At 42.9% G+C, this 22,682-nt stretch carries 18 protein-coding genes; 10 read left to right on the forward strand and 8 right to left on the reverse strand.

Annotated elements, in window-relative coordinates; translation table 11 throughout:
• Positions 1-2: 2 nt before the first annotated feature.
• The 4 genes from UQW94_RS17580 to UQW94_RS17595 all read right to left on the reverse strand — a co-directional run bounded on the left by UQW94_RS17580 (position 3) and on the right by UQW94_RS17595 (position 4,154).
• The gene (locus tag UQW94_RS17580) at positions 3-743 is read right to left on the reverse strand and encodes an ABC transporter permease (protein WP_005378436.1); all 741 of its coding nucleotides are present in this window, start codon (positions 741-743) and stop codon (positions 3-5) included.
• Positions 744-824: 81 nt separating this feature from the next.
• Positions 825-1,595 carry an ABC transporter substrate-binding protein gene (locus tag UQW94_RS17585; protein WP_005378437.1) on the reverse strand — a complete coding sequence of 257 codons (771 nt, stop codon included), beginning with the start codon at positions 1,593-1,595 and terminating at the stop codon, positions 825-827.
• An 83-nt stretch (positions 1,596-1,678) separates the two neighbouring features.
• Positions 1,679-2,449, reverse strand: a complete 771-nt coding sequence (locus UQW94_RS17590) for an ABC transporter ATP-binding protein (RefSeq protein WP_005378438.1) — start codon at positions 2,447-2,449, stop codon at positions 1,679-1,681.
• A 241-nt stretch (positions 2,450-2,690) separates the two neighbouring features.
• On the reverse strand, positions 2,691-4,154 hold the full coding sequence (locus UQW94_RS17595; RefSeq protein WP_151514641.1) for a 54K polar flagellar sheath protein A: 1,464 nt from the start codon (positions 4,152-4,154) through the stop codon (positions 2,691-2,693).
• Positions 4,155-4,607: 453 nt separating this feature from the next.
• Here UQW94_RS17595 and UQW94_RS17600 point away from each other — a divergent pair, with 453 nt between their 5' ends.
• The 9 genes from UQW94_RS17600 (at position 4,608) to UQW94_RS17640 (ending at position 17,591) form a co-directional block, all read left to right on the forward strand.
• On the forward strand, positions 4,608-6,155 hold the full coding sequence (locus UQW94_RS17600; protein WP_005378441.1) for a DUF3360 family protein: 1,548 nt from the start codon (positions 4,608-4,610) through the stop codon (positions 6,153-6,155).
• Positions 6,156-6,458: 303 nt separating this feature from the next.
• The gene (gene pflB, locus UQW94_RS17605) at positions 6,459-8,735 is read left to right on the forward strand and encodes a formate C-acetyltransferase (protein ID WP_005378442.1); all 2,277 of its coding nucleotides are present in this window, start codon (positions 6,459-6,461) and stop codon (positions 8,733-8,735) included.
• 152 nt (positions 8,736-8,887) lie between these two features.
• Positions 8,888-9,865, forward strand: a complete 978-nt coding sequence (locus tag UQW94_RS17610) for a lipid A deacylase LpxR family protein (RefSeq protein ID WP_322142445.1) — start codon at positions 8,888-8,890, stop codon at positions 9,863-9,865.
• Positions 9,866-10,076: 211 nt separating this feature from the next.
• Positions 10,077-10,817 (forward strand): pyruvate formate lyase 1-activating protein, encoded by a 741-nt coding sequence (gene pflA, locus UQW94_RS17615; RefSeq protein WP_005378444.1) that lies wholly within the window; start codon positions 10,077-10,079, stop codon positions 10,815-10,817.
• Between the two features lie 154 nt (positions 10,818-10,971).
• Positions 10,972-11,637, forward strand: coding sequence for an energy-coupling factor ABC transporter permease (locus tag UQW94_RS17620; protein WP_005378445.1), 666 nt, complete (start codon positions 10,972-10,974; stop codon positions 11,635-11,637).
• A gap of 136 nt (positions 11,638-11,773) precedes the next feature.
• Entirely contained in the window at positions 11,774-12,274 is a 501-nt protein-coding gene (locus UQW94_RS17625) for a YfbU family protein (protein WP_064367974.1), read from the forward strand.
• Between the two features lie 492 nt (positions 12,275-12,766).
• Complete coding sequence (locus tag UQW94_RS17630) at positions 12,767-14,701, forward strand: PrkA family serine protein kinase (RefSeq protein ID WP_005378447.1); 1,935 nt, start codon at positions 12,767-12,769, stop codon at positions 14,699-14,701.
• A gap of 47 nt (positions 14,702-14,748) precedes the next feature.
• Complete coding sequence (locus tag UQW94_RS17635; RefSeq protein WP_005378448.1) at positions 14,749-16,020, forward strand: YeaH/YhbH family protein; 1,272 nt, start codon at positions 14,749-14,751, stop codon at positions 16,018-16,020.
• 11 nt (positions 16,021-16,031) lie between these two features.
• Complete coding sequence (locus UQW94_RS17640) at positions 16,032-17,591, forward strand: SpoVR family protein (RefSeq protein ID WP_005378449.1); 1,560 nt, start codon at positions 16,032-16,034, stop codon at positions 17,589-17,591.
• 79 nt (positions 17,592-17,670) lie between these two features.
• On the opposite strand, the gene kdsB is transcribed toward UQW94_RS17640, so the two are convergent.
• The 4 genes from kdsB to msbA are packed head-to-tail and all read right to left on the reverse strand — an operon-like array spanning position 17,671 to position 21,347.
• Complete coding sequence (gene kdsB, locus UQW94_RS17645) at positions 17,671-18,426, reverse strand: 3-deoxy-manno-octulosonate cytidylyltransferase (protein WP_005378450.1); 756 nt, start codon at positions 18,424-18,426, stop codon at positions 17,671-17,673.
• Entirely contained in the window at positions 18,426-18,605 is a 180-nt protein-coding gene (locus UQW94_RS17650; protein ID WP_005378451.1) for a Trm112 family protein, read from the reverse strand. Before UQW94_RS17650 ends, kdsB begins: the two co-directional genes overlap by 1 nt.
• Positions 18,586-19,593, reverse strand: a complete 1,008-nt coding sequence (gene lpxK, locus UQW94_RS17655) for a tetraacyldisaccharide 4'-kinase (RefSeq protein ID WP_322142446.1) — start codon at positions 19,591-19,593, stop codon at positions 18,586-18,588. Before lpxK ends, UQW94_RS17650 begins: the two co-directional genes overlap by 20 nt.
• A gap of 5 nt (positions 19,594-19,598) precedes the next feature.
• Positions 19,599-21,347 (reverse strand): lipid A ABC transporter ATP-binding protein/permease MsbA, encoded by a 1,749-nt coding sequence (gene msbA, locus UQW94_RS17660; protein WP_104978934.1) that lies wholly within the window; start codon positions 21,345-21,347, stop codon positions 19,599-19,601.
• Between the two features lie 345 nt (positions 21,348-21,692).
• On the opposite strand from msbA, the gene UQW94_RS17665 reads away from it, so the two are divergent.
• A complete protein-coding gene (locus UQW94_RS17665) occupies positions 21,693-22,682 on the forward strand; it encodes a glycosyltransferase family 8 protein (protein WP_104978932.1) in 990 nt (329 codons plus the stop codon).

Consider the following 22,682-nt stretch of genomic DNA (forward strand, 5'->3'; position numbering starts at 1 on the left):
ACTTACCTCGCGTGAATACTGAACTTACGCTCAACAAGCTTGAGTAGCCCGGTCGAAACGCTGGTAAAAAATAGAAAGATGAGCGCGACAGCCATGTAAAAGGTGAACGGCATTTTCGTTGTACCTGCTGCCAATGAGCTCATTCTCACCATGTCATCCAGACCAATAATGGAAACTAACGCAGTGGTCTTAAGTAACACTAACCAGTTATTACCAAATCCAGGTAATGCATGACGAATCATCTGAGGCAGTAAGATTCTTCTAAACGATAAAGCAGAACTCATCCCATAAGCTTTCGCCGCTTCTAGCTCACCTTTGTCCACCGCCATGATCGCTCCACGAAAAGTCTCCGCCATGTAGGCGCCAAAGATAAAACCAATCGTGAGTACACCAGCAATAAATGGGCTGACATCAATATAATCAGGTAAGTAAGACGTCCATTCATGGTTTGGATCACTCGAGGCAAACCACTCGTTAAGCGTTTCGTTAATGGAGTAAAGGCTGTTATTTAAAAGTATTTGTCCACCAAAGAAAATCAGCATCATCAGAACCAAATCTGGAATGCCGCGAATGACTGTGGTGTAAAGAGTGGCAATCGCCCTTGCCCATTTGTAAGGTGCTAACTTAGCTAATGCGCCAAGCATGCCTAAGACCATGGCGAGAATGAGTGAAAGCACTGCAACTTCTATTGTTACTAAAGCTCCTTTCAAAATCGAAGCTTCGTATCCTTGTAAATCTAGCATAGGTGAGTTCCTAATCCCTAAACTCAAAAAATCGACCGTTGACTACTTCTAGGAACAAGCCAACGGTCGCTTAATTACGGTTTATTCACCGTACACATCGTAGTTAAAGTATTTACCAGCAATTTCTTGGTAAACACCTTTCTCACGTAGTGAAATAATTGCTGCGTCGAGTTTCTTCGTCAGATCTTTGTCTTGTTTACGAACAGCGATACCCATACCTTCACCAAACCATTTTGGATCGGTTAACGACGGTCCAACAAACTCATAAGCTTCGCCACCTGCTTTGTTGATCACACCCTCTTCTAGAGCAGAAGCATCACCTAAAACAGCAGCAATTCGACCATTTTCTAGATCAAGATACGCTTCATCAAAAGAGCCATAACGCACAATTTCAACATCATCGCCGTAGTTGTCAGTTAAGTACTTGTCATGTGTCGTCGCACGTTGCACGCCAATTTTGACATCTTTAAGATTATCAAAATCTAGACCCGCACCTTTCTTAGCGATAAATTTATTTGGAATTTGTGCGTACTTGCCAGTGAAATCGACTTTTTTCTTGCGCTCTTCAGTGATAGACATTGCTGCGATGATGGCATCGTACTTACGTGCAAGCAGAGAAGGAATAATACCATCCCAATCTTGAGCGACGATTTTGCACTTCACTTGCATCTCTTCACAGAGTGCATTTGCCATGTCTACGTCAAAGCCTTTTATTGAGCCATCAGTTTCTGTCCAGCTAAACGGAGGGTAAGCACCTTCGATACCAAAGCGAACTGTTTTCCATTCTTTCGCTTGGGCAACACCTGATACTGCCGTTGCAGCAATCGTTGCTGCTAATAACCACTTTTTCATTTCCATACTCCTGTGATTGCTATTTTATTTCGTTTTGTTTGTTGTGTTGGCTTAGGAGGCAATAGTCTGCCGCCTAACAAATATTAGTAAATGGATGAGATAAACTGCTGTAATCGTTCTGAATCCGGGTTTGTAAATAGCTTAGCTGGATTTCCCTGTTCTTCCACTAAGCCTTGATGTAAAAACATCACATGGTTTGATACGTCACGCGCAAACGCCATTTCGTGCGTGACCACCAGCATAGTTCGCCCTTCATCTGCCAAATCTCTCATTACCCCCAGAACTTCTCCTACAAGTTCTGGGTCAAGCGCAGAAGTTGGCTCGTCAAACAACATCACCTCTGGGTCAACTGCTAGCGCACGGGCAATAGCTGCACGTTGCTGCTGGCCGCCAGATAAGTGCCCAGGGTAATAATCCTTACGCTCATACAAGCCTACCTTCTTAAGCAAGACTTCTGCGTTTTCAATCGCTTGAGCTTTTGGCACGCCTAGGACATGAACAGGCGCCTCAATCACGTTTTCTAGTACGGTTAGGTGAGACCAGAGGTTGAAACCTTGGAAAACCATTGCCAGGCGTGAGCGAATACGTTGGACTTGCTTTTCATTAGCAGGAACAGATTCACCTGCTCTGTTGTTCTTCATTTGGATTAATTCACCATTTACCCAAATTTCGCCCGCGGTAGGCGTTTCTAGCAAGTTGATACATCTGAGAAAGGTACTCTTACCTGAGCCGGAAGAGCCAATGATGGAGATAACATCTCCTTTGTGCGCGGCAAGTGAAATGCCTTTTAAAACTTCATTTTGTCCAAATGTTTTGTGCAGGTCTTTTATATCTAGCGCTGGTACATCATTCATGCGCCCTACTCCCTGTGTTTTTGTCACTGCAATTAAGGGACTCCGCCCTCTCTAATTCGGAACAAATTAGCACCGCCCTCTGAAACTTGCAACAAATTATTAACCTAAATAATTCGAATAGAAAGATACGATAGACAAATTAATATGCAATATATAGCAACATATTCTTCAAAAGTTGAATATTAAATATAAAAAAGCCCCTTTCAAAGGGGCTTAATAAATTTACAAAAGTGTTAAGACGCTACTTAACCAATACCATAAAATCAGATTTCTGAGCATTCGTATTGACCTTCTCAGAATCAACTTCACTGATCACAAGACCATCGTGATCCACTTTAAGATCGGTCACATCACCATGAGAGAAAAGAGAAACAAAGTCATAGCTATTTAGGTTTGCTTCAGCAGACTCCACGACAATAGATTGTGAGAAATCACTTTTAGAAGAAACTTTCAAATCTTGCTTCACACTGTCATCGAATGTGTAGTAGAACAACTCCGGAACAACGACATCACTCTCTAAAGTTGTAAATATCTTGTGTGTTACTCGGTGTAGTGTTCCAGAGTTAGACTCTGCACGATATGCAAGGCGGCTAAAGCCTTTATCTTGGTCAGTGAAAGCAAAACCAGTATCAATAGTTGAGCCTCTCACCACATGCGACGCAGGCAGAGCATTTAGGTTGTAGTAAGCGCTTGGATCAATTGAGATATCCCAATTTGCGTCCTGATACATCTTTTGGTTCAGCACTACCGTCCAACCATTGATAGGTTTTTCAGCTGCAACACTGTAAGTCCAAGTTTCCGTTTTTGGCTCAAGCGGGTGGTAGAACTTCGTCGTTGACATAGGTAGCTCTGCAACTTCGTAGTTGTAATCACCAACAAGTACACTGATGTCTAAAGTGTCATATTTAAAAAGTGTTGGGTTCAAGATTGGAGAAGAACCATTCATGCCAACCAACGGCAATGGTGATTCACTCGACCAATCGCGAATACCATACTGGTGCAGTTCTGTTTTCGCTGCGTCTGCATATTGTAGCACGACTGTCGACTCCATCTTCGAACCAATTGCTCTTACATCCAAAGAATCAATAGAATAGGTAGGCTTAGACTCTTTCGCAATTTTAGATATGAAGTTGTACTCTAAGCCACCAGCCTCCGTTGCTTCATATTTAAGGTCAGTTCGGGTAGCCTTACGGAAGTTGCCATTTTTATTGCAAGCAGACACCGCCTCTCGATTCATTGAGAACGTTGAGTTTCTAAGGTTATTGTCCTTTAAAAAATCTCGACCGAAGCTGTTTGCCGTAAATACTGTTCCAGAAGCATCAAGCAACTGATAAGTAAAATAGCCGTCCTCAGGAATGTCTTCTAGAACAAATTTCAAAGTAGTGCCTGATGGGTAGATAAAGTCGCCTTGACGGACACCATTCTTGTCTGAATAGAAACCGACGACCTTACCTCCTGTTAGCTGTGCACTTACGGCTGGTTGATAGGTCAATACCTGCTCGATGCCGTTGCCATCTACTCTTCGGTCGTAAATAGTACAGCTGTCTTTTTGTGCATTTGTTTCACTAATGACATTTGGAGCTGCAAAAGTAAAAGTGAATGTAGTTCTTGGTGTGGAACTACCGCCACCGCCGCCACCGCCGCCACAACCGACCATTAACCCTGAGATGATTGCCACTAGTGGCAGTACTTTAAGCTGTTTCATGTCTTTTTCCTAAACTGAGCGGCAATGATTAGCCAAAAAATTGTCTTTGCTCTGTCCAAAGCAAGAATAAAGCCAGCTTTATATAATCATCGTGAATATTGACATTTAATCTGCATCTCGTGCAAAAGGACAAAAAGTTCTAATTTTATGCAACTTGTGTAATGAAATTACACAAGTTCTCCGCATCTCATTCGCATGCCAGAAACTTTCTGTAGTTTTATTTCACAACCATTCTTAAAGTGATCTAAATCAATCACCCTAAATGGCTATCTTGCTAGACTCCTGCCAAAAGATGAGGCTTTTTTTGTGCCTCAACACAATAAGTTATTAGCTATGCTTAGGCACAGTGTCGACGTGTAACAAATCTAATAATAGCTAGCATAAGCGTGCCGCAGGATGCGGACTAACACAATTGAATGAAGAATTCATAACTTTTAAATATATGAGGAATCTATGTCAGACGCAGTTAACAAAACGCACTCTGATTCAGATATCGAGACCAAGAGCTACCGTGAGCTTCATCGTCCAGCATCTGAGTTCGCAAGCCGTTCAGACTACCTAGACCACGAACTACAAATCATGAAGCCACGTCGTTTTGGCTTGAACTTGCCAGGTCGTGACTTCCGCTTTGAGCTTGAAGACCTTGTTCCAGCACTTGCTGGTACTATCGGTATTATCGCAATGTACTCTGCGGTAATGATGTCTTGGGCTGAAGGTCTTACTGCAGCATGGGACCACGTAAACTTAGGCAAGGACTTTGCTATCGAAGTTGCGCGTGTAGAAATGCTCATCCCTGCACTTCTTTTCTGTGTACTTGCCTCTGGTTTTATTAACCCTAAAGCCAACCTAGCAGGCAACCACGGCCCAATGATCCCTCTTATTGGTACCATCGCTCTTGCTGGTGCTCATCCTCTTGCATTAGCAATTCTCATTGGTGTGTTTGGTTTGATTTTGAGCCTCTTAAAAGGTGGGTCAAAACTGGTTAACCTCACCTCTGAAGGTACGGCTGGTGGCCTTCTTATTTTCCTAGGTTTAACCGGAACCATGAGCCAAATTAACTCTATTCAAGCTTGGGCTGTTGGTTTGCAATCCGATACGGTTGCCGCTGGTAGCATGGGTTACATCGGTCTAATTGTTCTTGCGGTTACCATTGGCTTATACGCGTTCCTTGCTAAAGTGAACAAACGCTGGCTAGCGATCCCTGTTTGTGCCTTCACTGGGCTTGCAATCGCACTTGCTCTTGGCGCAGGCTTCGATATTAAATTCGTAACCGAGACAGGCCTTCCAAACCTAAATCCAATCTACTGGTGGGGTTCAACAGAAGAAGGTTGGATGCTTGGTCTTCCTAATATGGAACACTTCATCGCTTCACTACCATTCGCCATTCTTGCGGTAGCAATGTGGTCACCTGACTTCTTGGGTCACCGTATCTTCCAAGAGATGAACTACCCACGTAAGAGTGAGAAAGTGCTGATGGACGTTGATGACACAATGACAATGTGTTCCGTTCGCCAAATGGTCGGTACTGCAGTGGGTGGTGGTAACATCACATCATCTTGGGGGACTTACATGATCCCTGCTGCAATCGCGAAACGCCCTATTCCTGCTGGTGCCATCTTACTAGGCTCTCTATGTATTATTGTTGCAATCCTTGGTTTTCCTATGGACGTTGCAGTATGGCCTCCAGTTATGCGCGTTGCTCTTCTCGTTGGTGTATCTCTACCACTGCTTGAAGCTGGCATGCAGATGGTGAAGGACTCGAAAGACTCACAAGCAGCAGGCATTTGTATCTTTGGTTCTGCCGTTGTTAATCCAGTTCTAGCTTGGGCACTAACTATGCTTTTAGATAACAACGGTTTAATTGGAGATAAAGAGCGCGCGTCTCGCCTATCATTTGTAGACAAGATTGTGATCCCAGTAAGCGTACTTGTTATCTGTTTAGTTGCTATGCTTGCAGTTGGTATGCTTGAAGGCCAGTATGGCATCCAAGCTTGGCTATAAGCTAGCAGTCCAGAAATTTGTGGGTAGCGCTCGTCGCTACCCCATTTTTATCGAGATTTTTGAGGATTTATTGATTTAGTTTAAGGTTTGCAAAAAAATTTTAGTTTAACCTCTAACTGTTGCTTAAAAAGAGAAACGTTAAAACTAGTGACAATATTTATAGTTTTGTAAATCGAATACGTAAATTTAAGACTATAAATATTGTTATTCATAAGAGTGTACTGTTCCCCTCTTTTATCTGGGGATAGCTGGCTCAACGGCGAAGCAGTACGTATTTTTTTCTACTAAAAAGGTAGGTATGTCATGGCAGAGCAATTTGCTAAAGCTTGGGAAGGTTTTGCTGCAGGCGACTGGCAAAACGAAGTAAACGTTCGTGATTTCATTCAGAAGAACTACACTCCGTACGAAGGCGACGAATCTTTCCTAGTTTCTGAAGGTACTGAAGCGACTAACAAGCTTTGGGCTAAGGTAATGGAAGGCATCAAACAAGAGAACGCGACTCACGCTCCTGTTGATTTTGATACTTCAGTTATCTCTACCATCACTGCTCACGATGCAGGCTACATCGAAAAAGACCTAGAAACTATCGTAGGTCTTCAAACTGACGCTCCTCTAAAACGTGCGATCATCCCTAACGGTGGTATCCGCATGGTTGAAGGTTCATGCAAAGCCTACGACCGCGAGCTAGACCCACAAGTTAAAAAAATCTACACAGAATACCGTAAAACTCACAACCAAGGCGTTTTCGATATCTACACTCCTCAAATCATGGCGTGTCGTAAATCTGGCGTACTGACTGGTCTTCCAGATGCATACGGTCGTGGTCGTATCATCGGTGACTACCGTCGTGTTGCTCTATACGGTATTGACTTCCTAATGAAGGATAAATTCGCGCAGTTCTCTTCTCTACAAGAGCGTTTTGAGAACGGCGAAGACCTACAAATGACAATGCAGCTTCGTGAAGAGATCGCAGAGCAACACCGTGCTCTAGGTCAAATCAAAGAAATGGCTGCAAAATACGGTTGTGATATTTCTCGTCCTGCTGAAACTGCGCAAGAAGCTATTCAGTGGACTTACTTCGGTTACCTAGCTGCTGTTAAATCTCAAAACGGTGCGGCTATGTCTCTAGGTCGTACTTCTACGTTCCTAGACATCTTCATCGAACGTGATATCGCGGCTGGTAAGCTAACTGAAGAACAAGCTCAGGAAATGATCGACCACTTCGTAATGAAACTACGTATGGTTCGTTTCCTACGTACTCCTGAGTACGATGATCTATTCTCTGGCGACCCTATCTGGGCAACTGAGTCTATGGGTGGTATGGGTCTTGACGGTCGTACGCTAGTTACTCGTACAAACTTCCGTTTCCTAAACTCACTATACACTATGGGTCCTTCTCCAGAGCCAAACATCACTGTTCTTTGGTCTGAGCAACTACCTGAAGGCTTCAAGAAGTTCTGTGCGAAAGTATCTATCGATACTTCTTCTATTCAGTACGAAAATGACGACCTAATGCGTCCAGACATGAACTCTGACGACTACGCGATCGCATGTTGTGTATCCCCAATGGTTGTTGGTAAGCAAATGCAGTTCTTCGGTGCTCGTGCGAACCTTGCGAAAACAATGCTTTACACCATCAACGGTGGTGTGGATGAGAAGCTAAAAATCCAAGTTGGCCCACAAATGCCTAAGATCGAAGGCGATGTTCTTAACTACGATGAACTGTGGGAGAAAATGGACCACTTCATGGATTGGCTAGCGAAACAATATGTGACTGCACTAAACGCTATCCACTTCATGCACGATAAGTACAGCTACGAAGCGGCACTAATGGCTCTACACGACCGTGACGTTAAACGTACTATGGCTTGTGGTATTGCTGGTCTATCTGTTGCGGCTGACTCACTATCTGCAATTAAATACGCAAAAGTTAAGCCAATTCGTGACGAAGACGGTCTAGCAATCGACTTCGAAATCGAAGGCGATTACCCTAAATTCGGTAACAACGACCCACGCGTTGATGACATTGCATGTGAACTTGTTTCTGTATTTATGGGCAAAATCCGTAAGCTTAAGACTTACCGTGATGCAATCCCTACTCAGTCAATTCTTACTATCACTTCAAACGTGGTTTACGGTAAGAAAACTGGTAACACGCCTGACGGTCGTCGTGCTGGTGCTCCATTTGCTCCAGGTGCAAACCCAATGCACGGTCGTGACGAGAAAGGTGCTGTAGCATCACTAACTTCAGTTGCTAAACTGCCGTTTGCTGACGCACAAGATGGTATCTCTTACACATTCTCTATCGTACCTAACGCGCTAGGTAAAGATGAGGGTTCACAACGCGCTAACCTTGCTGGTCTTATGGATGGTTACTTCCACCACGAAGCGGGTATCGAAGGTGGCCAACACCTAAACGTGAACGTTCTTAACCGTGAAACTCTAGAAGACGCAGTTAAGCACCCAGAGAAATACCCTCAGCTAACAATCCGTGTATCTGGTTACGCTGTTCGCTTCAACTCTCTAACTGCAGAGCAACAAGCTGACGTAATCGCGCGTACATTCACTGAGTCTCTATAAGACTATAGCGAAATAACGTTCTAGTAATACAACAAAGGCTGATGCTAAGTAGCATCAGCCTTTTTTATTTCTTGAATGAAAGTTGTGATATCGCGAAAGACTTTTGCCCGCATTCTTACGTATGATGCGAAAAAAGTTAGCAAATAAAGTCTATGAGATTTAGTAAATTAATTATTCTTACCCTTCTTTCTCCAGTTGCAATAGCATCCACTAAGTCTACGGTTTCTTTTACCATCGACAACGATGGTATTTTTGGCGTCGATCAAGACTATACGAATGGTGTTTTCCTTTCGTACGCGACAGACCAACTGATACAAGAAAGCCAATGGAAATGGCTGAGTCTAGCTAACTCAGAGCACGCCAATATCGATAAAATAGAGTTGGTTCTTGGCCACAAAATGTGGACTCCAAGCGACATTGAAGCCGATTATCCACTAATCAATGATCGCCCATATGCCGGTTACCTACACACCGAAATCAACTACCTTTCCCTAACGAGTGACAAAGCTGTACGGTACAATTTCACCATAGGAGCTACGGGTGAAAGTTCGCTATCAGAAAAGGCGCAAGAAATCGTTCACGGCATAACAGGATCGACGGACCCTCAAGGTTGGGATTACCAGATTGAAGATAAAGTTGCGTTCAGCCTTGGTTACCGCGTATTTAACAAATTGATGCGCAGCGAAGAACAAAAAACACAATGGGAGATCACCAACATTAACGACATCAATGCGGGTAACTTCCGTAGTGATGTCTCTCAAGGCGTCATGTTTCGTTGGGGTACAAACCTAGCGAATAGCATCGGAGCCGCCAATATCAGTGTCGAAAGCCCTTTTTCAGCAAGTATGATCGCTCAGAACACGTCGAGTTGGTTCTTGTTCACCGGATTTGAAGGTCGTTACCGCTTTAATGACATGACTATCGAAGGAGATCGTCCTGGCATTCCTGAACCATCAGCGCCATACGACGTCACTCTGCAAAATTGGCAAGCAAGTGCCGTCGCGGGGGTATCTTGGTACAACCAAAATTACGGTGCAAGCATCACCTTTACAATTAAAACACCGGATTATGAAGAAGCCCAAACCGATGTTTATGGGACAGGCTCGTTCTCCGTGTTCGCCTTTTTATAAAAACTGGATTATCCCAGCATCGAAGTCAATCTAGATACACGGCAAGTTCTCGGGGTAGGTATTAACCACCTCGTGTTCAAGCGTTTATGTAGATTGGCTCCATCTATTTTCTTTCTTCAAATAACCTTGCCTTTAGTACCGACAAAGCTGTTTTAACCCTGCTTTTTGTAATAAAATAACAGCTAGAATTTACTAGTAATGAGAGCAAAAGATGTCAACAGCTGGTCGTATTCACTCATTTGAGTCATGTGGTACCGTAGACGGACCTGGTATTCGATTTATCGTCTTCTTGCAAGGTTGTTTAATGCGCTGTAAGTATTGCCATAACCGCGATACTTGGGACACGCATGATGGCAAAGAAGTCACGGTTGAAGAAATCATTTCCGAAGCGAAAAGTTACCGCCACTTCATGAATGCATCAGGCGGTGGCGTTACTTGTTCTGGCGGCGAAGCGATGCTTCAACCGGAATTCGTACGTGATTTTTTCCGCGCTGCTAAAGCCGAAGGCATTCATACATGTCTAGATACTAACGGTTATGTTCGTAAGCACACTGATGTTATCGATGAAGTACTGGATGCAACAGACTTAGTCATGCTTGACATCAAACACATGAAAGACGAAGTGCACCAAGATCTCATTGGTGTATCCAACCGACGCACATTGGACTTTGCTCGTTACTTGCAAAAAATCGGAAAGAAAACATGGATTCGCTATGTCGTCGTGCCTGGTTACACAGATGACCCAGAAGCAGCACACATGCTTGGTGAATTTATTAAAGACATGGATAACATCGAAAAGGTCGAGTTACTTCCTTACCACAAATTAGGGGCTCATAAGTGGGAAGCGTTAGGCTTAGAATACCCACTCGAAGGCGTAAACCCGCCACCGAAAGAAACCATGGATGAAATTCAATCCATTCTTGCTCAATACAACGATAACGTAAAATACTAAGTGAACCGCAAGACTAACCTCTTTAAAATACCAGCTTATTGCTGGTATTTTTTTGATTATATCTAAGCCTTATCAGTGAGTTTCTCTGCGGTCATTTAGGTATAAAAAGAACGATAGAAATGATTGCGTCATGTTCGCATAGGAAGGAAGTAACATGGATTTGTTTAACTTAGGCTCTCTTGTTGTCTCAATTTGGATAGTAGTAGTCTACTGCCTACCAGATTGGAAAAAAGTCGTTTGGCCCAAACTGGAAAAAGAAAAAGGATTTCAGCACCTCGTTTTTGCAACGCTCTTCTTTTTCAGTATTTTATGGACAGCTCAAGCAGGTGTAAAAGAAGGATTACAGATTCATTTTCTTGCACTAACAACGCTGACGATGATGTATGGTTGGCGCATGGCATTTCTACTCAGCATTCCCGCTATGTTGGTCAACCACCTACTACATGATGTGTCCTTGCTACTCTTACCCACGTCGTTAGTTCTATCAGCCCTAATTCCGATTTTCATTAGTTACTTAGTGTTTCTTCTGAGTTACCACTACTTGCCACGAAACATTTTTGTTTTCATCTTCGTTGCTGGATTTTTCAATGGCGCGATAACAGGAAGTCTGCACCTCATCATTAACTCTTTTTATCACCTATCAGTTGGTCACTACGATTGGGAAACCATTCAACATAACTACTTTGTTTTTGTGCCGTTGCTCGCCTTTCCTGAAGGTCTACTAAATGGTATGGCACTGGCGGTTTTAACCGTATTCAAGCCAGAGTGGCTGAGAGTATTTTCAGACCGAGACTACATATACAATCATTACCATAAATAAGTGTTTTCAAACTGGTCAAAAGTGACAGTTCTTGCCATTTTTTAGTATTAAATATGTGTTGAGATCATGTTTCACTCATGTCTTAAGCGTTAACCTAAGCACATTAAAAATGTATTAGATATCTAGTGAGGTCACCATGGAAATGTCAAACGCTCAACGTTTGATTCTATCAAACCAATACAACCTTATGTCTCAACTTGATCCAAGTAATGCGGCCAAATACAAACGCTTACAAACGATCGTTGAACGTGGTTATGAACTACAAATGCGAGAGTTGAACAAAGATTTCGGCTGCCTCTCAGAAGCAGAATGTCGTGAGATCATCGACGTTATGGAGATGTATCATGCGATGCAAGAATCTTACAACATGCTAGACAATGAAGACCGCAGCAACGTAGATCAGCGCCGCTTGAAGTTCTTGGGATTTGATATCGCTTCAGAAGCGCAACAAGTACATTACGTACGTTTTCTCATCGATTCTGAAGGTTTGTACCCTCAGTTTGACAAGGCAGATCATCACTTTAACAGCCAAATGCCGATGCTAGATAAATACCGCCGTATGCTGCAAACTTGGCGTAACTGCCCTCGTCAGTATCATTTATGTGAAAACGAACTAGCGCAAATCTTCAGCGCATAAAATGGTCGTCTAAGATGAGGAGAGCGCCCGCTCTCCTTGTTATTTACCCTGTCACAAACTTATCTAAGACTTTGCTCTCTTCCTACCTCTTTCACTTACCTTGCTCAATGTAGAACAACGAATCACTGAGACTCTTCTGTCTTTGCCAAATATTTGATTTCTATTGCACCTATTCACGACATAAATTCGTCCTTAATAAAAGAGTGATTCAAATGTCACTTTTACAATAAATTCATAATTGTTAAGCAAAATTGCAAATCCCCGACTAGGCTTAAGTAGAGAAAGGCTGTGATTGAAAAATTCATATCCACCGCTCACCGTTGTAACGAAAAAACCGTCCATAAAGCAAAGTCTTTGGTGTCGCCAATCTTACATTCTGTACGAACCAAATGTGATAACAGGACGTATATTCAAACAACAACGAGCATAACTGTTGGTGGAAAGCCTGAATCAACGTTCGTCGGTAGACTGACTATTAAAGGGGAAAGCGACATGAGTATTTTCGACCACTATCAATCAAGATATGAAGCTGCAAAAGATGAAGAGATGTCGTTACAGGAGTTTTTAGCCCTGTGTAAAGATGACAAAAGCGCTTATGCTAATGCAGCAGAACGCCTACTGATGGCGATTGGTGAACCAGAGATAATCGATACGGCAAAGGATCCGAGACTAAGCCGAATCTTCTCGAATCGTGTTATCTCTCGTTATGAAACCTTTAAAGACTTTTATGGCATGGAAGATGCCATAGAACAAATTGTGTCTTACCTAAAACATGCGGCGCAAGGCCTAGAAGAGCGTAAGCAGATTCTTTACCTACTTGGCCCTGTAGGTGGCGGTAAGTCTTCGCTTGCAGAAAAGCTTAAGGCTCTGATGGAACAGATGCCTATTTATGTTCTTACTGCTAACGGCGAACGCAGCCCAGTGAATGACCATCCGTTCTGCCTATTCAAAGCCACAGAAGATGGCGATATTTTGAAAAAAGAATATGGCATCGAGCACCGTTATCTTCGCTCGATCATGTCTCCTTGGGCCGCTAAACGTCTTCACGAGTTTGGTGGTGATATCACCAAATTTAAAGTAGTGAAAGTACGCCCTTCTATCCTTGACCAAATCGGTATTGCCAAAACTGAACCAGGCGATGAAAACAACCAAGATATCTCATCATTGGTTGGTAAAGTCGATATTCGTAAGCTTGAACACTATTCGCAAGACGATCCAGACGCTTACAGCTACTCCGGTGCGCTGTGTAAAGCAAACCAAGGTTTAATGGAATTCGTTGAGATGTTCAAAGCACCAATCAAAGTGCTTCACCCGCTGTTAACAGCAACGCAAGAAGGCAACTTCAACGGTACAGAAGGCCTTTCTGCGATTCCATTCGACGGTATGATTCTGGCTCACTCAAACGAATCTGAGTGGCAGACCTTCCGTAACAACAAGAACAATGAAGCGTTCTTGGACCGTGTTTATATTGTGAAAGTACCTTACTGTCTACGTGTTTCAGAAGAAGTCAAAATCTACCAAAAACTTCTTGAAAACAGTGAGTTGTCTCAAGCCCCTTGTTCACCAAGCACGCTCGAGACTCTGGCACAATTCAGTATTCTTTCTCGACTTAAAGAGCCTGAAAACTCGTCCATCTTCTCTAAGATGCGCGTATACGACGGTGAAACGCTGAAAGATACGGATCCAAAGGCAAAAAGCTATCAAGAGTATCGTGATTATGCTGGTGTCGATGAAGGCATGAACGGTCTCTCAACACGTTTTGCCTTTAAGATTTTGTCACGCGTATTTAACTTCGACCAAACCGAAGTGGCAGCCAACCCTGTACATCTATTCTATGTGATTGAACAACAGGTTGAGCGCGAACAGTTCCCTGCTGAAACAGCAGAGAAATATCTCGAGTTCTTGAAAGGCTACCTAGTACCTCGATACGTTGAATTTATCGGTAAAGAGATTCAGACCGCTTATCTTGAGTCTTACTCTGAGTACGGCCAAAACATCTTCGACCGATATGTCACCTATGCAGACTTCTGGATTCAAGACCAAGAGTACCGAGATCCAGAAACTGGTCAGCTATTTGATCGCTCTTCACTGAATGCTGAGCTAGAGAAGATCGAAAAAACAGCTGGTATTTCTAACCCGAAAGATTTCCGAAACGAAATCGTTAACTTTGTGCTTCGTGCGAAAGCGAATAACAATGGTCAAAACCCGGTTTGGACCAGCTACGAAAAACTGCGCACAGTAATCGAGAAGAAAATGTTCTCCAATACCGAAGAGCTACTTCCGGTTATCTCATTTAATGCGAAAACCTCTTCTGAAGATCAGAAGAAGCACGACGACTTTGTCGCTCGCATGATGGAAAAAGGCTATACCGAGAAACAGGTTCGCCTACTTTCTGAGTGGTACCTACGAGTACGTAAGTCATCCTAACCCAGTATTGAGTTAGGTCGCTTGTGAAACATGAAGAGGGCTATTTCATGGCGCAATTTATAGACCGAAGGCTCAATGGCAAGAACAAGAGCGCTGTTAATCGACAGCGCTTCTTGAAGCGCCACAAAGAGCAAATAAAAGAGTCGGTAGCAGACGCAGTGAATCGACGCTCGATTACGAATACGGAAACGGGCGAAGACGTCTCTATCCCTCACAAAGACATCAATGAGCCTATATTTCATCAAGGCAAAGGTGGTGTTCGAGAACGAGTTCATCCCGGTAACGACCAATTCATTACTGGTGATAAAATTGAGCGTCCCAAAGGTGGCGGTCAAGGTAGCGGCTCTGGAGAAGGGAACGCCAGTCCAGATGGAGAAGGCCAAGACGAATTTGTATTCCAAATATCAAAAGATGAGTACCTCGATATTTTGTTCGAAGATCTCGAGCTGCCTAATCTAGAAAAAAACCAAATTGCCAAAATCACAGAATGGAAAACGCACCGTGCAGGCTTTCAAACTGCCGGTATCCCTTCCAATATCGCCGTAGTACGCTCTCTGCAACAATCTCTTGCGCGCCGTACTGCAATGACTGCTGGTAAGAAACGACTTCTTAAAGAGTTAGAAGACGAACTTGCTCGCATCAAAAATATTGAACCTGCTCAGCAGTTTGAAGAGAACCGCTTGAAGGCTGAAATTGAAGAACTGCGCAAGAAAATCGAAAGCGTGCCGTTCATCGATACCTTCGACTTACGCTTCAAGAACTATGAGAAACGCCCGGTACCATCGAGCCAAGCGGTAATGTTCTGTCTAATGGACGTATCCGGTTCGATGGACCAGGCAACGAAAGACATCGCAAAACGCTTCTATGTTCTTTTGTACTTGTTCTTAACTCGTACCTACGAGAATGTCGAAGTCGTCTTTATCCGCCACCATACCCAAGCGAAGGAAGTGGACGAGCACGAATTTTTCTACTCACAAGAAACCGGGGGTACCATTGTATCTAGCGCGCTCAAGTTAATGGATGAAATAGTAAAAGAGCGATACCCGATTGGTCAGTGGAACATATATGCAGCTCAAGCATCCGACGGTGACAACTGGGCAGATGATTCGCCAAGATGCCGGGATCTGTTAGTGAACAAATTACTTCCAAACTGTCAGTATTACTCTTACATAGAGATCACGCGGCGATCGCACCAAACTCTATGGCATGAGTACGAAAAACTCACTGAAGAGTTTCCTAATTTCGCAATGAAAAACATTCGCTCTGTGGAGGATATTTTCCCAGTCTTTCGTGAACTATTCCAAAAAGAAACGGCGTAAGGAGGCTAGCGATGAATACCGCAACGAGAAACCTCTCAGGAGAGGCGCCTAAAAAGCGTAACAGTAAAGTGTTGCCAGATGGACCAGATTGGACATTTGAGCTGTTAGAGCGATACCACAAAGAAATTAAGCGTGTCGCGGAGCATTATCGCCTAGACACTTACCCTAACCAAATAGAAGTGATTACTTCAGAACAGATGATGGATGCCTACTCAAGTATCGGCATGCCAATCAATTACAACCACTGGTCATTTGGTAAAAAATTCATTCAAACAGAGCAGAACTATAAACATGGTCAAATGGGGTTAGCCTACGAGATTGTGATTAACTCCGACCCTTGTATTGCTTATTTGATGGAAGAAAATACGGTAACAATGCAAGCACTCGTGATAGCGCACGCGTGTTACGGCCATAACTCTTTTTTCAAAGGTAATTACCTATTCCAAACGTGGACTGACGCCAGCTCTATTATCGACTATCTGCTGTTCGCCAAAAAGTATTTAGCCGAGTGTGAAGAACGATATGGCGTAAAAGAAGTGGAAAAACTGCTCGACTCTTGTCACGCGTTAATGAACTTTGGTGTAGACCGCTACAAGCGTCCAGAGAAAATCTCAATTACAGAGGAAAAAGCAAGACAAGAAGAACGCGAAGCATACCTACAATCTCAAGTTAATGAGCTTTGGCGCACGGTACCGACAGCCAAGACGAAAGAGGAAGACATTAAAGAGCGATTCCCAAGCGAGCCTCAGGAAAACTTGCTCTACTTCTTCGAAAAACATGCGCCGTTGCTAGAGCCGTGGCAGCGTGAAGTTGTTCGGATCGTCCGTAAGATCAGTCAGTATTTTTATCCGCAAAAACAAACGCAAGTTATGAATGAGGGCTGGGCAACGTTCTGGCACTACACCATACTCAACCATCTTTATGATGAGGGCTTGGTGTCTGAAAAATTCATTCTAGAGTTCTTACATAGCCACACCAGTGTCGTGGCTCAGCCGCCTTATAACAGTCCTTACTTTAATGGCATTAACCCCTACGCGTTAGGCTTTGCCATGTTCCGAGATATTAAGCGTATCTGTGAAGAACCAACTGATGAGGACAAAGAGTGGTTTCCAGACCTAGCAGGAACCGACTGGTTAGATGCAGTGCATTTCGCGATGCATAATTTCAAAGATGAAAGCTTTATTAGCCAATACCTTTCTCCGAAATTAATGCGTGATTTCAAGCTGTTTGCGATCAACGATGATGATCATAAGAACTTTATTGAAGTCGCTGCGATACACGATGAGATGGGTTATAAACGCATTAGAGAAACCTTAGCTGCTCAGTATAACTTATCTAATCTTGAGCCAAACATTCAGGTGTTTAATGTCGATGTCCGTGGTGATAGATCGCTTACGTTGCAGTACGTTCCTCACAACCGCATCCCACTTGATGATAGTTACGAAGAAGTTCTAAAGCACGTGTACCGATTATGGGGCTTTGATGTCATTCTCCAAGAAGTGAAAGACACCGGTCACCGAGAAGTGTTAGCAACCTGCCCTAAACGGAACCAATACGACACTAACATTTAACTAATACCGCGATACAAGTAAAACAAAAAGGCTCCTAATTCAGGAGCCTTGTTTATTCTTAAATCTATATGAGCATTTGTTACGCTTGCTTTGCAACAATCGCGCGCACGGCTTCTAGGTCTTCGGGCGTATCAACCCCTGCCGCTGGTGCTTCTTTCGCTACCGCCACATGAATTTTTTCACCGTACCAAAGCACTCGCAGTTGCTCAAGACACTCAATCTGCTCTAATGCACTTGGTGCCCAGTTGACATACGTATTAATGAAACCAGCTCGATAAGCATAAATACCAATATGACGCATTAATGGGTTGGCAATAGTTTTGTCTTGTTTAGCAAAGTTATCGCGATCCCAAGGGATGGTTGCTCGACTAAAGTACAACGCATAGCCTTGCTCATCTGCGACAACTTTAACAGCGTTCGGGTTGAACACTTCCTCTTCCGAGTCTATTTCTACAGCTAACGTCGCCATCGGGGCTTCACACCCAGATAAGTTATCAGCAACCTGACGAATGATGGACGGCGGAATCAAAGGCTCATCCCCTTGCACATTAACAATAATGTGGTCTGACGGAATAGCCATCTTTTCAACAACTTCGGCAAGACGCTCCGTACCTGATTCGTGGTGGGGAGAGGTCATACAAACTTTACCACCAAATGACGAAACCGCTTTCGCAACACGCTCGTCATCAGTTGCAACGATGACATCTTCCGCACCCGCTTGTAGCGCTTGTTCATAAACCCACTGAACCATAGGCTTACCACCAATATCCGCTAGCGGTTTACCAGGCAAACGGCTCGATGCGTAGCGCGAAGGGATGACAACCGTAAAAGACATTAGCGTCCCTCATCCATGCTCATAGTGCGAGCTTCAGGCTCTAGCAGAACTGGAATACCCTCTTTGATCGGGTAAGCAAGGCGATCCAATTTGCAGATCAACTCTTGATTATCTTTATCGTACGTCAGCTTACCTTTGCAAACAGGGCAAGCTACAATCTCAAGTAGACGGTGATCCATAAGCCGCTTTAACCTCTTTTATTCTATTTAAAATTTGCTCTGCATCGTTTGATTCAAACTGGGCAGATACAGGCAGATACCACCAATTATCTTGCGCATAATGGCTGCACTTGACGGCATCTTTCTCGGTCATAATCACATTGGTCCCTTGTTGAGCCAATGCTTCTAATTCTTGTTGATCAAAGTCTTGATGGTCAGCAAAACCTTTTGTGACTTTAACATTTGCGTTCATCGAGTTTAGTGTATGAAAAAAACGCGGAGGATGCCCAATGCCCGCAAATGCGACGAGATCTTTCAACTCCGAGACATCCACATGTTGCTTAGTCTTAAGATTAATAGCTTTAGAGGGTGCTAAAGCCATTGCGATTTCGCCCGTATGCGCTTGACCGCCATTGGTGATGATAAAGTCGACTTCTTTAAGTCGCTCAATACCTTCACGTAAAGGACCTAATGGAATCAGGTTTTCATTCCCAAACCGGCGATTCCCATCCACAATCACTAACTCAATATCACGGCCTAACGCATAATGTTGTAATCCATCATCCGTAATTATGATATCCACATCCAAATCTAGCAGTGCTTTCACTGCATTTGAACGCACAGGATCTACCGCAACAGGTGCTCCTGTACGGCGATGAATCAACTTAGGTTCATCGCCACAATGCTTCGCTGGCGTATCTTCTTTTAGCACTAACGGATAGGCAGGAGCCTTTGCCCCATAACCACGAGAAACAACCCCCGGCTTAAAGCCCATTTGCTGTAGTTGCTCAACAAGCCACACAACAACTGGTGTTTTACCATTGCCACCAGCAGTGATATTGCCAACCACAACAACAGGTATAGGCGCATTATAAGCTTGCTTGCGGCCAGTTTGGTATTGCTTTCGCTTTGACTTGCTTATCGCTCCAAATAATAAACTCAGTGGCCACAAAAGCGGCCACAAGAGATATTTTATTGGATGGCTTTCAAACCAGATTTTTTCAATCACCGCGCTTATTCACCAAACTGAATACGGTGCAATTGTGCATACGCACCATTTTTCTCAATAAGCTCAGCGTGGTTGCCACGTTCAATGATGGCACCATCATCAACCACAAGAATTTCATCGGCTTTCTCGATTGTGGATAAGCGGTGCGCTATTACAAGTACCGTTTTGTCTTTTTGCAGCTCATCAAGTGCAGCTTGAATAGCTCGCTCGGATTCGGTATCCAAAGCCGAAGTTGCCTCATCAAGAATCAGCACTGGAGCATCACGCAATAGAGCTCGCGCAATCGCAACACGTTGGCGTTGACCACCAGACAAGCTAGCACCATTTTCACCAATCATCGCATCTAGTCCGCCATCCATCTTACTGATGAACTCCATCGCATGCGCGAGTGTTGCCGCTTTCTCGATATCACTGCGTTCGTATTGGCCATCCGTTGCGTACGCAATATTGTTTGCTATCGTGTCATTAAACAAATGAACATTTTGCGATACTAGTGCAAATTGCTGACGTAAATTCTTTAGCTCGTAATCACGAATATCATGCCCATCTAATGTGATAGATCCACTGCCAACATCATAGAAGCGGTTGAACAAGTTCGCGATGGTACTTTTACCTGAGCCAGAACGGCCAACTAGCGCCACCGTTTTTCCTCTTGGAATATCGAAGCTGACATTTTCCAATGCTGGTTTTTCTGCGCCAGTGTAAGTAAAGCTTACGTTTTTAACCGAAACATCGCCATTTGCGCGTTCAACTGTCAACTTACCTTCGTTTTTCTCAGGCTCGAGGTCAATTAACGCGAAGAGCGTTTGGCTCGCGGCCATACCACGTTGGAACTGAGAAGTAACGTTAGTCAGCGCTTTAAGTGGGCGCATCAGACCAAACATTGCAGAGAAGACAACAGTAAATGTCCCTGGAGTCAACTGCTCTTTAATCGAATCAATACTTGCTAAATAAAGAACGGCAACAATTGCAAGTGATGCAATCATTTGGATGATAGGGTTAGCCGCCGCTTGAGCCGTCACCAACTTCATGCTTTGTTGACGCATTTGGTTGCTGACTTTTTCAAATCGTTTACGTTCGATGTCTTGGCCGCCATAGCTCAGCACAACTTTATGGCCTTTCAGCATCTGCTCTGCTGATGCAGTTACGTTACCCATCATGGTCTGCATATTTTTGGATATTTTTCTAAAACGTTTAGAAACAACACCAATACCCCATGCTACAACGGGAGCAACAGCAAACAGCACTAGCGACAATTGCCAGCTGTTGTAAAACATCAAGACTAACAGACCAATGATACTTGCGCCTTCACGGACAATGCTCACCAACGCTTGGCTAGTTGCCGCTGACACTTGCTCTGAGTCGTAGGTTATACGCGACAATAAATTGCCCGTCTTTTCCTTATCAAAGTAAGACACCGGCATATGCATAAAGTGATTGAACACCATGCGACGGACTTGCATAACTACGTTGCCAGATACCCAACTCAAACAGTAGGTGGAGACAAATCCACTTATGCCACGAATGAACATCATAGCAAAAATAATCAATGGAAGCGTGCGTAAAAAATCAGACTCAGCGTTCCCAAAACCTTCATCGAGTAGCGGTTTTAGCAAGGAAATCATATAAGTATCTGATATTGCATTAATAACTAATGCTAAAACAGCAACGATTAGGCCAGATTTATAAAGGCGTATAAATTGCCAGAGACGCTTAAACGTCTGCCAAGTCGTTTCATCAGTATTTGTTGACATAGAAGTGCTTTGTTTTCTTACATTAAGGCATTCATTCTACTCTGTTAGCGCTCATATGCCTATCCCTAGAACGTACACTAAGTTTGCTAACGTATAAGACTGCCACTTTTACCCAGTAGATCTCCAATGTGTCATTGGCTAACCTACTCTGACTCAACTGATATTCAATCTTAAATATGAAAATTGGGGGATCAAGCCTCATCGTGAAGCAAACTTGACCATCGTACCTGTTCATCTACTGATAAACATTAATAAATGTGTTATGTCCACTTAGAGAAAGTCTTTTAGTCTTTTATATTTCGCTCTATACTCTTGATATGTTCATTCTTATTTACAATAAAAAATATGCAAGTCATTCCCATTGTTCATTGCTTTGATAACAACTATGTTATTCCAGCTGCAGTAGCATTCTATTCTTTGCTTGAGAAATCAGATAAAAACTACAAATACCAGATATATGTCTTACATGAAGATATTACGCTGCTAAATCAAGAAAAATTAAAAAAAACCATACAAAAATTCAAAAACTCAGAGCTTATTTTCATTAATTTCGATGAAAATGTCGACTTTGAAAATGATTGGAAAAACATAAAGACAAAAGGTCATTACTCTAAAGCTATGTTTTACAAACTTAGTATTTCAAGTTTAATTAAAGAACATAAAAAAATGATCGTATCTGATGTCGATGTTATTTACTTAAATGACATTTCAAAAGATTTTATAGAATATAATAACAACGATGATAATAATTATATATCAGGGGTATTCTCTGTAGATAAGATCCTAAGCTATAATGATGTTTATAAAAAGAGTTTTTCTAATGAAGAGATTAGCCAACTGAAAATAGGTGCTGGATACTTTTTTATGAATGCCGATCTCATTAGAAAAGATAATTTAGAGAAAAGGTTTAAAGACTACCTCGAAAAAAACTCTCACAGATTAATACAGCCAGAACAAGACGTTCTAAACTTCTGTTGTCACCCTAGAGTTGGAAAATTACCCTTAAGAAACATGGTTTGTAACTATGTGTATAGTATGTATGACAGAAAAGAGTTTGTGGATGAGGTTAACTATACTAAAGAAGAATTATTGGATGCATATGATAATCCGATTCAACTCCATTACGCATCAAGAGTAAAACCATGGAACAAATTAGATTCTATAAAAGCTAACTTGTGGTTAGAATGTATACTTAAGACCGAGTTTTTCGAAGACTACTTTTCTAGCTTAGAGCAACTAGCCAGACCAAATGGTGAAAAGAAACTATTTAGTTTTACACTACCATTAAAAAAGAATAAAAAATTCAGGTTGGATATATTAAAAATAAAAAGCTAA

The sequence above is a fragment of the Vibrio sp. PBL-C16 genome (genome assembly GCF_034321865.1).
GTDB classification, from domain to species: domain Bacteria; phylum Pseudomonadota; class Gammaproteobacteria; order Enterobacterales; family Vibrionaceae; genus Vibrio; species Vibrio alginolyticus.